The organism is Proteus sp. TJ1640, assembly GCF_003144445.1.
Taxonomy (GTDB): Bacteria; Pseudomonadota; Gammaproteobacteria; order Enterobacterales; family Enterobacteriaceae; genus Proteus; species Proteus penneri.
The window spans coordinates 202196-218353 of sequence record NZ_PENY01000027.1; the positions used below are offsets into that span (position 1 = coordinate 202196).

The window sequence follows — 16158 nt, forward strand, 5'->3', positions numbered from 1 at the left end:
AAGATATTGTCATTAATTTTTGCTGATATCTTAGGCTTTGTGCGTTATTAATCACACATAACTTTTACTGTTTTTATGATTAATACGTTGAAAACCTAAAAATGCAATTAACATCACTAAAGCACTTGCTCCAATTGCAACCCATATACCAGATTGAACACCGGAATAATCAATCCGTTGTCCTGTTAATGTTGCACCAATTGCTGTACCTACATTTAACCCTGCAAGTAACCATGTCATTCCTTCAGTTAGCTGATTTTCTGGTACATTTTTCTCAATAAGTGACATAGTCACGATTATCATAGGAGCAAAGAAGATCCCCGAAATTAATACGACAAAACTTAAGCTATAAATAGAGCCGACGAAAATAAGAGGCAAAATAGTAAGGAAAGTTGCGATGCCACCTAAGCATAATAAATGGTGTAAAGGTGTTGATAATTTTAACGTGCCAAAAAATAAGCCTGCAAAACAAGAGCCAACCGCATAGGCTGCTAATACAAAACTGGCTCCTGCGGGTATTTTTTGGGCATTGGCAAAAGCCACACTAAAAATATCAATAGTACCTACAATAACGCCCATAAAAATCATAATAACAGTTAAGATTTTGACAAGAGAAAAACGGATCACAGAGTGTGTTTTATGAGATGTTGATTCAGACGATATTGATATTATTGCCGGCTCTGTATCACGTTGTAAAACGAGTAATAACACACCAATAATAAGAAAAAAAGCGGCTAGTAATAACCCTGCTTGAGGGAAAAAAGCGACACTTAATGTGACTGAAATGGGTGGACCAATAATAAATGTCACTTCATCAAACACACTTTCTAATGAATAAGCTGTTTGTAAACGACTATCTTCTTTATAAATTGCAGTCCATCTCGCTCTGATCATGGCAGAAATACACGGCATAAAACCAATCAGTACTGCAAAAATAAATAATAAACTAATATGCCACTGTAACCATGTGGCTAATAGCATCCCCCCGATCCCAATCACACTAATTGATGTGAATAAAGGTAAAATTCTATATTGCCCATAATTATCAACTAAACGTGATATTTGGGGTGATAGAATTGCATAAGTAAATACAAAACTAGCAGAGATTGTTCCCGCTAATGCATAACTCCCTGTAAGTTGTGAAATCATCATTATGATACCAATCCCCATCATTGGTAATGGTAATCTTGCAACCATTCCCGCTAAGGTGAAAGATAGAGTGCCTTTATAGCTAAACAGTGTTCGATAAGTGCTTATCATCGTTTTCCTTATGTTTACCCTTGCCATTTTGACGAGGGTTAAAGATAATACATACATTGCGTATGTATAAATCATATATACATACGAACTGAATGTAAATATACAAACAATACGTATGTATATTTGAAAAAGGAGATGAAATGGCTAGACGTACGCGTGCCGAAATGGAAGAAACACGACTATTATTGCTACAAACAGCGAGAAAAGTCTTTTGTGAACAAGGTTATGCAGAAGCATCAATGGATGACTTAACGGCGCAAGCAGGATTAACTCGGGGGGCGTTATATCACCATTTTGGTGATAAAAAAGGATTGTTATCTGCTGTTGTTGCACAAATAGATGCAGAGATGGATGCGCGTTTGCAGGCTATTTCCGATATTATTGATGATCCTTGGTTGGCATTCTCAATGCGTTGTCATACCTATTTAGAAATGGCTTTAGAGCCTGAAATTCAACGTATTATTATGCGAGATTCACGTGCCGTATTAAGTGATAAATTGATGGAACTCCCCACTCATTGTGTAATATCAATGAGCAATATGATTGATAAACTTATCGAAAATAAAATACTTATCAAAACCGACTCAAAAATGTTGGCTCTATTTATTTATGGTAGTTTAGAAGCGACTGCTTTATGGATAGCGAATAGTCTTGATGGTAAAACTCAACTAGAGCAGGCTAAATCAACATTAGATACTTTATTAAACAGTCTACGTAATTCGACAGAATAAATAAAAAGGGTAATTTTACCCTTTTCTCTTATCAAAACCTTATGTCGTGACACTGTCACGATAAGATTTCATTTATTTTAGCAATTGAGTAAATTGCTGATATAACATATTACCTAATGTTTTTGCGGTATATTCTTTGCTATGGTCTAAATTATCAACAGCTGCATGCATACCATGATAAATTAATGTACTGGTTAATTCCGGTTGTGTTACGTGCCAAGTTTTATTTTCTGAACCTGAAATTAACAGTGTTTTAATTTGCTGTAATGCCCTATTTTCATGAATATTACTGCTTTGATGAAATACTTGATGAAAAAGCATATCGTGTAATGCTTTTTTCTCAACATAAGCAATAACGCTAATTTCACACCATTGTTTTAATTTTTCACGATGATCTTGTTGTGAGCAGGCGTCCATTGCGTTATCTATTTTATTTAAATACCAATCCATATAACGTGTTCTGAGTGCATCAAGAACGTCTGTTTTGGCAGAAAAATAGTGGTAATACGTTCCTTTGGCTACCCCTGCTTTTTTTACGATATCGCTAACGGTTGTGACATCAAAACCTTTATCAAGAAATAACGTTTCTGCCGCATTCATTAACTCTTCTAAACGAACCTCGGCGGGTTTTGTTCTTGGTTTATCTGTTGTTTGTTCTTCTAATGACATTACTTATCTCCCTCAAAGGCGCTTGTAAAGCGTACTCTATATTAAAACGACTCACAATGATGATAAATGAAACTCATTATCAATACCAATTGACCGACGGTCAGTCGAGTATTATTATGCCATTATTATTCATCATTAAGGCAATAAATCTTATGACTTATTTGAAACGACTGTCACTTATCTGTGCCATTTGTTTAGGTACTTTTATGGCAACACTTGATATTAGTATCGTAAATGTAGCATTACCCACTATTCAAAATGATATCCATGCTGATATGGCAACCTTACAGTGGATTGTCGATGCTTATGCGCTCTGTTTATCGGCCTGTATTTTGTCATCAGGCCCTTTAAGTGACCGCTTTGGACGAAAAAAAGTGTGGTTATGGGGTGTGATTATCTTCACATTAGGCTCAGTAATTTGTGCAATTGCACAGCAACATGAAATATTAATTCTTGGACGTATTATTCAAGGTATTGCTGCTGCTGCACTTATTCCGGGTGCACTGTCTTTAATCACTCATGCTTTTCCTATTGATATTGAACGGGTTCGCATCATAGGAATATGGTCTTCTGTTAGTGCATTATCACTCATCATTGGTCCTATTTTAGGTGGTGTTTTAGTTCATACTAATGGTTGGGCAAGTATATTCCTTATTAATATTCCTATAGGCATAATTACTGTATTACTGGGTTGGTATGGATTAAGTGAAAGTGCCGATCCTGAAAATGTTGCACTCGATCCCTTTGGTCAATTAACCAGTATGTTAGGATTAGGCTTGATAACTTATGGTTTAATTGAAGCCGGATCGGTTGGTTGGTCGCATTATCGAACTTTATCGACATTGATTGTGGGCATTATATTCCTTGTCCTTTTTTTAATGATAGAAAAACGCGTTAAACGCCCTTTATTACCACTTACTTTATTTAAAGATCGTGCATTTTTTCAATATAACCTTTCTTCTTTCACTTTGGGCTTTGCCACTTATAGTAATGTCTTTTTTATTGCCTTTTTTCTGCAAAAAGCACAAGGCTGGAGTGCATTAGAAACTGGCTGGAGAATGGCACCTGAATTTATTGCGATGGCACTGTTTTCTATGTCTTTTGGACGTTTATCTGCATATTTTTCAGTCAGAAAACTCATGATCTGTGGTTTCTTGTTTATTGCTATTTCTTCTTGCTTATTAGCAACATTGGCAACAAATAGCCACTATGGAATAACTGGAAGTTACCTATTTGTATTAGGTGCTGGAATGGGCTTGTCAACACCTGCAATTGGTGCTTTAGTGATGAAAAGTGTTTCACCATCTCGCTCTGGTATGGCGTCTGCAACCATGAATGCATTAAGACAAACAGGAATGACAATGGGGATTGCTTTACTCGGTACATTAATGGTGCAACAAGCAATCCATTATATGGTTATGCAAAGTCAGACATTGGGAATATCTGTAAACTATATCGATATTGTCAGCCTGGTAACTGAAAATGCTACGAGCAATTTAGACAAAGGATTCACCACTTTACTACCAGAGGCATTTAATTCTGGGTTTGCTTATGCAATTGCAACCGCGGGTATCTCATGTTTTGTGACTTTATTTATTGTGCTCTTTCCGGTTAAGCAAAACATAAAATACTTACCCAACAAATCACAGATTAATATTTATAAACGTTGAGTGAGAAACTCAAGAAAAGATCCAATATTACGAGAAAGCGCACTACGACTTGCATATATTGCGATTAAATTGATACTGGCGGGCTGTTGAGGAAATTCAATAGCTCGCAAATCCCCTGCTTTAATTGCATCAAAGCAACAATGCTCAGCTAAAATAGCAAACCCTAATCCTTTTAATACCGCAGCTCTTGCCAATATGGCGCTATTTACTCGATAATGGCTATTAATAGTAACTTTTATTGGTTTTTTATGTTCATCAATAAATATCCAAGGCTGCCCTTCTAGTGCGCTTAAACTAGAAATACAAGGCATTTGACTTAATTGTTCAATATGAGTTGGAACGCCTGTTTTTTCTAATAACTCATTAGATGCAACAACAATACTGCGCCACGATTTAATTAATCGCGAATGGTAACTGCTATCTGCTAGATTTCCGCGATGAAAAGTTAATAGTAAATCCATATCATCATCGATGATATTTCTTGGCATTAATTGGGTATCACATTGAATAAGTAAATTAGGATGAAGTGCAGCAAAATCAGCCAAAATATCAGCCAGTAGTTCACTACCATATTCACTTGGAATAGTTAAACGGAAAGTGCCCGTTAATGGCCCATCACTGGTAATATTGCTAACAACATTGTCTAATTCAGTTAAGGTTTTCTTTCCTTGCTGATAGAGTAATTTACCTTGTTCAGTAAGACGCATCTTTCGCGTTGTTCTATCAATAAGTTTACAATTGAGTTGCTGTTCAAGCTGTTTAATTGCGCGACTGATATTTGAGGTAGGCATAGATAATAATCGAGCAGCCGCGGCAAATTGTCCTTGCTCTGCTACGGCAGAAAAAATACGTAATAAATTAAGATCGATTTGCATAAATAATTCACTGCCTACTGTCTTTCTATTGCTTAATATAGGCAGTGTATCATTCATTTTCTTTTATCTCGTTAATAATTAACAGTAGCCATGAGACATGAGTTTTTGATAACGTTTATCTAAAAGTTCCTCGGTTGAATAGCTTTTTAATAAGGTTAAGTCGGTTAATAATTGTTGCTTAAGAAATTCAGCAGCTTGTTGATGATCACGATGAGCTCCACCTAATGGCTCAGGAATAACAGCGTCGATAATGCCTAATGATTGTAATTTAGGTGCAGTCATTCCCATGGTTTCTGCCGCTATTGGCGCTTTATCAGAACTTTTCCATAAAATAGAAGCACAGCCTTCTGGTGAGATTGCTGCATAAGTGCTGTATTGCAACATATTAACTTTATCACCAACACCAATGGCTAGCGCACCGCCAGAGAATCCTTCACCAGTAATAGTGCAAATAATAGGTGTTTTTAATCGTGACATTTCAAGAATATTACGAGCGATAGCTTCTGCTTGCCCTCGTTCTTCAGCACCAACACCAGGATAAGCTCCCGCAGAATCAATAAAAATAATAACGGGTAGATGAAAACGTTCAGCCATTTTCATTAAACGAAGTGCTTTCCTATAACCTTCTGGTGATGGCATACCAAAATTGCGAAGAATTTTTTCTTTTGTATCACGCCCTTTTTGTTGTCCAATCACCATAACTGCCTTTTTGTCCAAACGCGCTAAACCCGCAACAATCGCTTTATCATCGGCATAAGCCCTATCACCCGCTAACTCCTGAAAGTCAGTAAAAATCGCTTTAATATAGTCAAGGGTATATGGACGCATGGGATGACGAGCGAGTTGCACAATTTCCCAAGCACCTAAATCAGTAAAAATAGATTTGGTCAGCGAAAGACTTTTTTGCCTTAAACGTGCGATTTCTTCATCTAAATTAATACCTGTTGGTTCATCTTGAGATTGCTTAAAAGTGAGCAATGCATCTATTTTTTCGTCTAATTCAACAATGGGTTTTTCAAATTCAAGATGAATAAAAGACATAACTACCTCGGATTTAATGCAGTAAATAAAACAATAATTGGCAGTTTAGAAAAAAGAACAATGTGTTGATAGAGAGGAATTTGATAAACACTATTATCAAAAATGGGATAATTAAACCTTATTACAAGATCAGCAAGAAAAAAGACAAGATCAAAAAGAGCTTTTTCTCTAACTTTAGGCTATACAGCAATTATTAAGTCATGTATTAATATACAGTGCGAATTTATTCATTTTTCACCCGTAAATAATCGCAAAATTTATAAAACAGCTCATAAAATACAAATAATTAGAATAAAGATAATATGTTCTCAAAAAAAACACGATCAACAACTGCACTGTTATTTTCATCACTTCTTCTTACAATAGGAAGAGGTGCAACATTACCATTTATGGCGATCTATTTATCGCGGGAGTATCAATTACCTGTTGATGATATTGGTATTGCCATGTCTATTGCATTAACAACTGGTATTTTTTTCAGCCTTGGCTTTGGGATGCTTGCTGATAAATTTGAGAAAAAACGTTATATGCTCCTCTCTATTATAACGTTTATCTTTGGATTTGCGGCAATACCTATTGTTCATAGTACTGTTTTAGTCGTTATTTTTTTCTCGGTGATTAACTGCTCTTATTTAGTATTCTCAACCGTGTTAAAGGCCTATTTTTCTGAAACGTTGTCAGTTTCAGCAAAACCTAAAATATTTTCTCTAAACTATACCTTTATTAATATGGGGTGGACGGTTGGCCCACCTATTGGCACTTTATTATTAATGTATGGAACACAATTACCGTTTTGGCTTGCAGCTATTTCTGCCAGTGTTCCACTTTTTATGATCCAGTTATTTGTTCAACGTTCTAAAACAATAAATGTTGGTGAAGAAAATAGTGTGAAATGGGATCCAAAAATAATGCTAAAAGACAGAGCATTAAGTTGGTTTGTGCTCTCTACTTTTTTCGGTACATTAACATTTGGCTCTTTTGCTTCGTGTATTTCGCAATATATTTTAGTGGTTTACGATGCAAAATTAGCAGAGTCTGTCATTGCGGTTGTATTACCCGTAAACGCTGCCATTGTTGTCTCGCTACAATATATTGTAGGTAAGCATGTTACAGCCGAAAGACTTCGTAAATTAATGACGCTTGGTACGCTATTTTTTATGTTGGGTTTGCTTGGGTTTATGTTTGCAGGCGACAATTTAATCTTTTGGGCGTTAGCTATCGCTGTGTTTACCTTTGGTGAGTTAATTTATGCACCTGGTGAGTATATGATGATTGATAACATTGCACCATTAGGGATGAAAGCCAGTTATTTTTCTGCGCAATCACTCGGTTGGTTAGGTGCAGCACTTAATCCGCTTGCTAGTGGCTTTATTTTAACTGCATTTCCGCCAGCCTCTTTATTTGCTATTTTAATGGTAGTATCTGCATTAGCTTGGTTTTGTATGATCCAAGGTATGAATGTCCATAAAGAAAGAACTATTGCTCTTTAGTTTTGATCAATTTAGCGTACTAAAAAGACACCTTGGTGTCTTTTTTATGGGTTTTAGATAGAAATTTGATGACTTATTAGTCTCTATTTTTTCTTTTCAAAGCTGAGTTATACGGTGAATTAATGCTATTACCTTAATTAAAATAAAAATACCACATACTCAAATTATTTTGATGTTCTTTTTAGAATAGTTTCAATGCTAATGGGGAAAAAGTCATTCACATCAACACCGACATTAATTGCATTTTTTCCTAAAACATCTAAACGTTTACGTTGAGTTGGATCTTTTTGTGAATTGTGCACATGACCATATAAATGAATAGCGTCACGGAAAAAACCACCCCATTCTAATATAGGATAATGAAACATCACGATTTTTCGTTTTTTATAATCCAATTCAAAGTAGTCTTTCACCCATTCGAATACTGATGCGTCAAATTCTGGATCATCGAGAAATTTGTCATGATTTCCACGGATAAGGTACTTTTTACCATTTAACCGACGTAAAATTCGGTTAGCATCTTGCCCTGTTCCTCGATAGAGGAAATCACCTAAAATATAGATTTCGTCATATTCAGATACATAAGCGTTCCAATTATGGATTAATGTATCATTCATATGGCTTACACTATTGAAAGGACGATCACAAAGATTGAGGATATTCGAATGGCAAAAATGTGTATCAGAAGTAAAGTAAATCATAGTAAGTTCTTAATAAGTAATAAAAATCTTAACCTTAAGAAAGTATTTTCCATCGGTCTGTATAGTGATATTTTTTCAACATAATTACCTCCTTTCGCTAAAAATAGAACAATAAGTACAATATCATCTGTTTTATTGTCGTTGATGTTGTTGACGGTAACCAGATAAAGAATGCCCCGTCTCTCTTTTGAAATATCGGCATAAATAAGAAGGATCATCAAAATGAAGTTTTATTGATATCTCATTTACTGAAAGTGAAGTGTGCATTAATAATGCTTTTATTTCAAGAATAACTTGACGATTAATCAACGTCTTAGGTGAATCATTAAAAAATTGTTTTGTTATTTGTGATAAATAAAACGGCGTAATATTAAGACAATTTGCATAAAAAGCAACTTCTCTATGTTTTAAACAATGTTTTCCAATTAATTCCCAAAATTGCCAACAAAGTTTTTCTTTGCGACTAAATTCTTTTTTAGCGATAGAGAAATATGTTGGTATTAATTCTGTGATTGCAAAAAAGAGATTTTGTAGATGGTTTTTTAACATCAACTTTCGATATTCAGAATAATGATTATCTATATATTTTAGTTGTTCTATCCATCTATTTAAGGCTTCTTTTTGTTCTTTTTGAGGGGAGCAAATGGGATTTTCATGGAGAAAAGCAAATAAAGTATTAGAAAGAGAGTAAGCAATTTCTGAGGCAAAAGATTTATCCAGAAAACAGTAAAATAAGCGGAAGTTTGCTGATTTTTGACGCAAAACCGCCATCATATCATTACCTAAAATAAGAATGTCATTCGCTTTGATCGCCTGTTTTTGAAAACCAATATTGATTATAGCCCTTCCTTCTAAGCAAATCATGATCACAATATAAGATAGTGGTAGAGGACAACTTATTTCATTCGTCATATTACTTTCACCCATTATGACATGTTGCGATGATGCATTTAGTTGTGACAAAACTTGACTCAACATAAATCAATTAACCTCTTTTAATTCTTACCTAGCTCATTTGCTGTTTTTATATTTGATGATATTGAACTTAATAACAAGTATTTCCTTCTATTTAGTTATCAAAAGTACCGATTTTACCTTTTTTATGACATTCGTTTTTTAGTCGTTTTCTTTAGAATAAACACATCTTAAAGACGCAAGATAAACTGCAAAATATTTAAAAATTAAGAGAGCTTATTAAATGAAAACATTAAAAACGGAAAGACTTACATTACGCCCATGGAAACTTTCTGATGCGTCAAGTTTGTATCAATATGCAAAAGATGAACGAGTTGGGCCAATTGCAGGTTGGCCAATACATAAAAGTGTTGAAGAAAGTGCCGAAATTATTCGTACTATATTTATGCGTGATGAAGTTTATGCTGTTACGTTAATTGATGACGATCTTGCCATTGGCTTGGTTGGACTATCTTTTGCAAATGAGAGTAATTTCCTGATTGGGGATAATGATGCTGAAGTTTCTTATTGGATTGGTGTTCCTTTTTGGGGCAAAGGTTTAATACCAGAAGCCGTAAAAGAAATCAGTCGGCATAGCTTTGAAACATTGGAATTAGATAATTTATGGTGTGGCTATTTTGCTGATAATAAGAAATCACAAAAAGCACAAGAAAAATGTGGATTTAAATTTCATCACGTTATTGAAGAACAGTACACGGAATTTTTAGATGAAGTGAAAGTTGAAAATATTTGTCGCTTAACTAAAGATGAATGGATTGAAATCCAAAAACAGACCGATTAAAACAAAACACCAGATTGTGAAATTCACATTATCTGGTGTTTTTTAATATTAATACGGCAATTTAATTAAGCACTTGCTAATGCTTGGGATAAATCAGCAATTAAATCTTGAGGATTTTCAATACCAATAGATAAACGAATGGTAGTGTCTTGAATACCAATATTATGACGTAATGCTATCGGTACGCCAGAATGAGTTGTTGAGCCAGGATGGCAGGCTAAAGACTCTGTTCCTCCCAGACTAACTGCAAGTTTAAAAATTTTCATAGCATTAAGAAAACGGAAAGCTTCACTCTCTCCACCCACAATATCAAATGAGAATGTTGAACCCGCACCTGTACATTGTTTTGCAAATACTTGACCTTCAACCGAGTTTTTATCTGCAAAAGGCAAATAGTGAATAGCTTTTACTTTTTCATGATCACGCAGAAACTCTGCAACTAATAATGCATTCTGATTGGCCTTTTCCATTCTAATTTGTAACGTTTCTAATGAACGACCTAACATCCAGCAAGAATGCGGATCCAGTTGAGTCCCGATAGCTCCTCTTAATAATCTGATTTGATTAATAGTCTCACGAGAGCCCATTGCAGCACCAGCAACTAAATCTGAGTGCCCACCGACATATTTAGTTAAAGAATAGACTGAGATATCAGCACCTTGTTCTATCGGATGCTGATATAGAGGACCAAGTAGTGTGTTATCACAAACAATAATAGGACGATAACCTTGCGTTTTTTCTAATTGATCAGCAACGTTTTTTAATGCTTCAATATCTACTAATGAGTTAGTTGGGTTTGCAGGCGTTTCTGCAAAAATAACAGATACACGCCCTTTTTGACTGGCTTTCTCTGCTTGTTCTTGAATAAGTGAAAGATTTAATCCGTCAGTAAATGCCGTTGCTTGAATACCAAATTTAGCCAGTGTTTTGGCAATTAATGTCTCAGTTCCGCCATAAAGTGGCTGTGAGTGTAAAATAACATCACCAGGTTGCGTTAATGCCATTAATGTTGTGGTAATTGCAGACATTCCTGATGAAAATAATACACAAGATTGCGTATTTTCATAAACAGCCAATCTGTCTTCAACAATTTCACTATTAGGTTGATTAAAACGAGAATAAACTAAACCTGCTTTTTCACCTTCTGGTAAAGGCTTTCTTCCGCTCACTGTATCAAAGAAAGCTTTGCCTTCTTCTGCACTTTTAAAAATAAAGGTCGATGTTAAAAACACAGGTGGTTTTACTGAACCTTCAGAAAGTAATGGATCATAGCCATAACTCATCATAAGTGTTTCAGGTGATAGTTTATGTTCACCGATATATTGTTTTTTTAGTTGAGAGTCAGCCATTTTTTTATTTCTTCTGTGGAATGGAGGATGAGTTATCATACTGAAAAAAATTCATGTTGTTAGAATGTTTTATAAAGTATAAAAACTAGCAGTTATATAAAAATAGCGAAATTAGGAATAAAAACTTAAAGATAAAAAGAATTCTCTCTATCTTTAAGTTAAGACGTTACCATGCTCTTAGTGCATCACCTTTATACATTTCTTTAAACTTCAACTCGATTTGTCGTGAGTGAAGCACTGAAATCAACTTCTTTATATTTTCATCATCTTTGTTATCTTCACGGGTTACGATAACATTGGCATAAGGTGAATTTTTATTTTCTAGAATTAATCCATCTCGAGTTGCAATTAATCCAATTTGAGACGAAAAATTATTATTAATAATCGCTATTGTAATTGTTGGATCATTTAGTGCCTCAGTGAGCTGTGGCGTATCGACTTCAATAAACTTAATTTCTTTGGGGTTATAGATAATGTCGTCTACTGTTGGGGTGAAACCTACGCCCTCATTGAGAGTAATAAGATGGTTGTCTGCTAATAATAGAAGTGCTCGGCCTCTCATACTAGCTTCATTTGAGATAGCAACAAGAGATCCTAATTGTAACTCATTTATATCGCTAATTTTTTTAGAGTATGCAGCTAAAGGAAAAATATAGGTTTTACCCGCGATATGAAATTTATAACCATTTTCTTTCATTTGTGTTTGAAGGTAAGGAATGGATTGGAATGCATTCGCATCAACTTCTTTATTATTTAATGCCTTATTAGGAAGTACATAGTCATTAAAAACGACAACTTCAACGTCTAACCCTTCTGTTAATTTCGCTAAACGAATAACTTCATCCCAAATCACTTGATCAGGCCCTGTATTAATTGCCACTTTTACTTTATGCGTATCTTCTTGTGTACAAGATACAGTAAATAATGATATTGAGGCTAGAAGTAAACCTGTAATAATTTCCTTCATATCTCCCTCTAAAACAAACTTTGATAAAACAGTGCCATAAAAATTATTTTGATTAAGAATCATCCTAACAATAGATTAATAACAAGGAATAAGAAATGATACAAGTCCCCAATGCATATAAAGAAAAGAATATTGCTTATATTTTTACAATACATTGTTTTATAAAATAAAAAAATAACACATCATAATATGATGTGTTTGCAATTTAATTTGTAAATTTATTCATTAATGATTTTGTTTATACAATTATCAGAATATGCATCTTCTACGCTGAGATAGGCTGATTCAGTTACACAATAAGTATCAAATTGCCATTTAAACTGAGTTTCATCACTTTTTTTATTTTCTGAAATAGAATGGCTTGAAAAGCGAACTGGAGTGGGTTTTTGTAGATTGTTTCCTATCTTTTCAGCACTTAACAATATAATGTGTGTTTTTTTCTCAATAAATTTGAAATCAGAGATGGTGATATTTGCACCTTTAATCTTATTGTTAAAAAGACTCAAAGCGTTAGCATAGATAGACGGAACAATATAAACCTTTTGATCACTTCCTTTGATATAAACAGTTGTCATATCAACAGATGTTGAATCATCAAATGATCGTCTAGATTTAACAACAACATCAGGAATACCATCACCATTAAAATCGATAAGATTTACGCCATATTCGAGTTTAATATCTGATGATACTGAAGCAAATGGTAGCGATAAAAAAAGTAATCCTAGCCCAAGTTTTAATATCTTATTCATTATATTCTGTTCTTTTTGCTTATTACTTGCGCATCAGACTACTTTTTGATAATGATTAGTCAAGATTTTTTATGTTTCAAAATAATACAGAATTTACATTTTCACCATTTATAAAATATTTTTATGACGATCACTATATTTATTTAACCATTATAAAAAGAAGATATTTTTAATATATATTTTTTTAGGTTTAATGTTTCCAGTTAATATAGAGCAATGTAATTTTTAAGATCACTAATTCTTTCTGTTGTTTTATCTTTTAAACAACTGCTATACACCATTGGTGCTAAACTACCACCTTGATAATAATCAGCTTCATATTGGCAAGAGAGATCTCTAAAATTAATCCAAACCAACTGAGCTTGTTTAAGTTGATCTTTTCGAACACCTTCTAACTTAGCATAATATTGCTGATAAATATGGTTAAGCTCTTCATCTTTCTGCTGAAAATCTTGATATACACATTGGTTAATTTCAGTTTGAGTCGCAGCATTTCGACAATCAAAATTATCTGCTTGTAAATGTATAGACCAAAATAGTATACCGCCAGATATTGTACCGAATAGGATAAGTTTTTTCATCGCACCGTCCATTTTTTGATTAAAAACATAGTTTTAGAAGATAAAAAATAAGTTCTTTATCATTTTAACAAAGTTTTTATATGGCAATTAAGTAAAGACAAGGAAAAATAACTCTATTTTAGATAATAGTATTTAACGCTGAGTAACCATGTTAATACTTTTAAATATTTATGTTTTTAGAAATAAATATAGTTTGCAAAAAAAAAAAAATTAAGCAAAATGTTTGATTATCATGAGTCGTAGTCAACATTCTGATTTTGAATTGAATACATCAACAATAACACCAATTAGTTTTTCTTCTAAAACAGACACATTATCTGGAACATTGATTTTATCTAATCAGAACAATCAAGGACGAGATAGTTATTCCCCTGATGCTCTATCCCTACTTGATGAATATTTATTTTTTGAGAGCTAAAAGTGAGTGCTTTGCGTACTTCTTTAAACGTAATAACGTTAAAGCATGCGATAAAAATTACAGGTTATCTGAACATCAGCAACTGTTAATACTAAATTGATTGAGGTATGTAATTTTTATCAAGCACCCACTTTTTATACATCAATTAAAGTTCACACTTCGTTTTTAAAACAGCCGTTTTTCTATGGTGGTCTAGTGCTAACTCAATTAATTTAGTAATTAATGATTGATAGCCTAAACCTGCACTTTGCCATAATTTAGGATACATGCTGATATTAGTAAAACCAGGCAGCGTGTTTATTTCATTAATCACAACACGATTATCTTGTGTTAAGAACACATCTACACGAGCCATACCTAAGCAATTAAGAACACGGTATGCTTTTAAGGCAACTTGGCGAATATGCAAACTTGTGTTTTCATCCATTACCGCAGGAACAACAACTTTAGCACCATCTTCATCAATATATTTTGTGTTATAGGCATAGAAAGCATCGTTTAATACGATTTCACCACAAGGACTAACCTCTGGATCTTCATTACCCAAAACAGCACACTCTATTTCACGACCTACAATAGCACTTTCAACAATTACTTTAAGATCGTATTCAAAAGCCATTTCTAATGCAGCGTTGAATTCTTCTTCATTATTAACTTTGCTAATTCCTACTGAAGAGCCTAGGTTCGCAGGTTTAATAAATAAAGGAAGTCCTAATTGACGCACCATTTTATTGTAATGAATATCATTAATTTGATGTGCCATAATGGTAATAAATGGTGCAACCGCTAATCCTGCACCATCAAGTAGACGTTTAGTAATATCTTTATCCATACAAGCTGCTGAACTCATGATATTAGGCCCCACATAAGGCATATCAATCATGTGTAATAAGCCTTGGAGTGTCCCATCTTCACCGTATGCACCATGGACAATTGGGAATACCACGTCGATTTGAGGTAATGCCTGACCATCTTCAAGTGAAATAAATTGTTTTTTTACACTACCTGGAATAATAGCAACTGCCCTTAAAGGTTTACTTAATGAAATAGTTTTAGGATTATCGCTATTTAGTAAATAATCAGTTTCTGAATATTCATGCCACTGACCTTGTTCATTAATACCGATTAAGCAAAGGTCGAATTTCGTTCGATCTAATTCATTAATAATATTTTTTGCTGACTGTAATGAAACTTGATGTTCTGTGGATTTACCACCAAAAATAATAGCGACTCTTAATTTACTCATTTTCTAACCTTTTATAGGACAGCTATAGCGAATAGGTAGCAATATATCATGATAAAAACCCCCAATGTAGGTAGATAGTTCTTATCTGAGAAAAATTACGATAAAATGATGAAATTCTATGATTTAGAGTGTTAAAACGTCACTATTTCAAGATATATTGATGCAATAACAAGATCAATTCTATTGGTGTAAGGTAAACACCATGGCTGATGTAAACCAACCGAAATGAAAATTATTGATTATTCACACTTTACACTTAAGATAATTTAAGAAGATTTTGCTTAAGCAAAAAGGATCACGACGCGATCCTTTATTTGTTCTTATTTTATTAGCTGATATTCAATAAGATATAACGATTGTGTCGTCGGATAAATATCTTTAATAAGCGCTTTCAATACTGGGAGTGCCATGCCTTCCTGTTGCGCATGATACTCATTGATTTCGTCATAACGTAAAGGTGATACTGTTATGATTTTCAATTTTCCATAATAAGTACGATGTTCATTAGCAAATAATTCAACAATGCTTCCTGGCTTGTAATTACTTTCACTCTCATCTCGGATAGTAATCACTTTTTTTTCTTCAAGAATAGAAGGAATTAAACGTTCGAAAAAAGTAATTTCTGTTGGTATTGCCGACATAATATTGACTC

Annotated in this window: 17 protein-coding genes; 5 read left to right on the plus strand and 12 right to left on the minus strand. The window is 33.8% G+C overall.

Annotation, left to right across the window (positions count from 1 at the left end):
- Positions 1-51: 51 nt before the first annotated feature.
- The gene (locus DK861_RS13330; RefSeq protein ID WP_109400424.1) at positions 52-1260 is read right to left on the minus strand and encodes an MFS transporter; all 1209 of its coding nucleotides are present in this window, start codon (positions 1258-1260) and stop codon (positions 52-54) included.
- A 140-nt stretch (positions 1261-1400) separates the two neighbouring features.
- Between DK861_RS13330 and DK861_RS13335 the strand changes: the two genes are divergently transcribed.
- Entirely contained in the window at positions 1401-1991 is a 591-nt protein-coding gene (locus tag DK861_RS13335) for a TetR/AcrR family transcriptional regulator (RefSeq protein WP_109400425.1), read from the plus strand.
- Between the two features lie 72 nt (positions 1992-2063).
- Here the strand turns inward: DK861_RS13335 and DK861_RS13340 are convergent, their stop codons facing one another.
- The gene (locus tag DK861_RS13340; protein ID WP_109400426.1) at positions 2064-2660 is read right to left on the minus strand and encodes a TetR/AcrR family transcriptional regulator; all 597 of its coding nucleotides are present in this window, start codon (positions 2658-2660) and stop codon (positions 2064-2066) included.
- A 152-nt stretch (positions 2661-2812) separates the two neighbouring features.
- Here DK861_RS13340 and DK861_RS13345 point away from each other — a divergent pair, with 152 nt between their 5' ends.
- Positions 2813-4330, plus strand: coding sequence for an MFS transporter (locus tag DK861_RS13345; protein WP_239452184.1), 1518 nt, complete (start codon positions 2813-2815; stop codon positions 4328-4330).
- Here the strand turns inward: DK861_RS13345 and DK861_RS13350 are convergent.
- Entirely contained in the window at positions 4318-5205 is an 888-nt protein-coding gene (locus DK861_RS13350; RefSeq protein WP_109400624.1) for a LysR family transcriptional regulator, read from the minus strand. The genes DK861_RS13345 and DK861_RS13350 overlap by 13 nt on opposite strands.
- A gap of 78 nt (positions 5206-5283) precedes the next feature.
- Positions 5284-6246: an acetyl-CoA carboxylase carboxyl transferase subunit alpha gene (accA, locus tag DK861_RS13355; protein WP_109400427.1), complete on the minus strand. Its 963-nt coding sequence runs from the start codon at positions 6244-6246 to the stop codon at positions 5284-5286.
- A gap of 302 nt (positions 6247-6548) precedes the next feature.
- Between accA and ydeE the strand changes: the two genes are divergently transcribed.
- Complete coding sequence (gene ydeE / locus DK861_RS13360) at positions 6549-7736, plus strand: efflux MFS transporter YdeE (RefSeq protein WP_109400428.1); 1188 nt, start codon at positions 6549-6551, stop codon at positions 7734-7736.
- A gap of 164 nt (positions 7737-7900) precedes the next feature.
- On the opposite strand, the gene DK861_RS13365 is transcribed toward ydeE, so the two are convergent.
- Together DK861_RS13365 and DK861_RS13370 are read right to left on the minus strand one after the other, a co-directional pair.
- On the minus strand, positions 7901-8437 hold the full coding sequence (locus tag DK861_RS13365) for a metallophosphoesterase (RefSeq protein WP_109400429.1): 537 nt from the start codon (positions 8435-8437) through the stop codon (positions 7901-7903).
- Positions 8438-8569: 132 nt separating this feature from the next.
- Entirely contained in the window at positions 8570-9415 is an 846-nt protein-coding gene (locus DK861_RS13370) for a helix-turn-helix domain-containing protein (protein WP_109400430.1), read from the minus strand.
- Positions 9416-9635: 220 nt separating this feature from the next.
- Between DK861_RS13370 and DK861_RS13375 the strand changes: the two genes are divergently transcribed.
- Positions 9636-10193, plus strand: coding sequence for a GNAT family N-acetyltransferase (locus tag DK861_RS13375; protein WP_109400431.1), 558 nt, complete (start codon positions 9636-9638; stop codon positions 10191-10193).
- A gap of 65 nt (positions 10194-10258) precedes the next feature.
- Here DK861_RS13375 and DK861_RS13380 read toward each other — a convergent pair whose 3' ends face one another.
- From DK861_RS13380 to DK861_RS13395, 4 genes are all read right to left on the minus strand, one after another.
- A complete protein-coding gene (locus DK861_RS13380) occupies positions 10259-11542 on the minus strand; it encodes a cystathionine gamma-synthase family protein (RefSeq protein WP_109400432.1) in 1284 nt (427 codons plus the stop codon).
- A 166-nt stretch (positions 11543-11708) separates the two neighbouring features.
- Entirely contained in the window at positions 11709-12509 is an 801-nt protein-coding gene (locus DK861_RS13385) for a MetQ/NlpA family lipoprotein (protein ID WP_109400433.1), read from the minus strand.
- Positions 12510-12727: 218 nt separating this feature from the next.
- A complete protein-coding gene (locus DK861_RS13390) occupies positions 12728-13261 on the minus strand; it encodes a hypothetical protein (RefSeq protein WP_109400434.1) in 534 nt (177 codons plus the stop codon).
- Positions 13262-13464: 203 nt separating this feature from the next.
- Positions 13465-13842: a lysozyme inhibitor LprI family protein gene (locus tag DK861_RS13395; protein ID WP_229096593.1), complete on the minus strand. Its 378-nt coding sequence runs from the start codon at positions 13840-13842 to the stop codon at positions 13465-13467.
- A gap of 232 nt (positions 13843-14074) precedes the next feature.
- Between DK861_RS13395 and DK861_RS18210 the strand changes: the two genes are divergently transcribed.
- Positions 14075-14260: a hypothetical protein gene (locus DK861_RS18210; RefSeq protein WP_162556783.1), complete on the plus strand. Its 186-nt coding sequence runs from the start codon at positions 14075-14077 to the stop codon at positions 14258-14260.
- 145 nt (positions 14261-14405) lie between these two features.
- Here DK861_RS18210 and ddlA read toward each other — a convergent pair whose 3' ends face one another.
- A complete protein-coding gene (gene ddlA, locus DK861_RS13400; protein ID WP_109400435.1) occupies positions 14406-15506 on the minus strand; it encodes a D-alanine--D-alanine ligase in 1101 nt (366 codons plus the stop codon).
- A 320-nt stretch (positions 15507-15826) separates the two neighbouring features.
- Entirely contained in the window at positions 15827-16147 is a 321-nt protein-coding gene (yqfB, locus tag DK861_RS13405; RefSeq protein WP_109400436.1) for a N(4)-acetylcytidine aminohydrolase, read from the minus strand.
- Between the last annotated feature and the right edge of the window lie 11 nt (positions 16148-16158).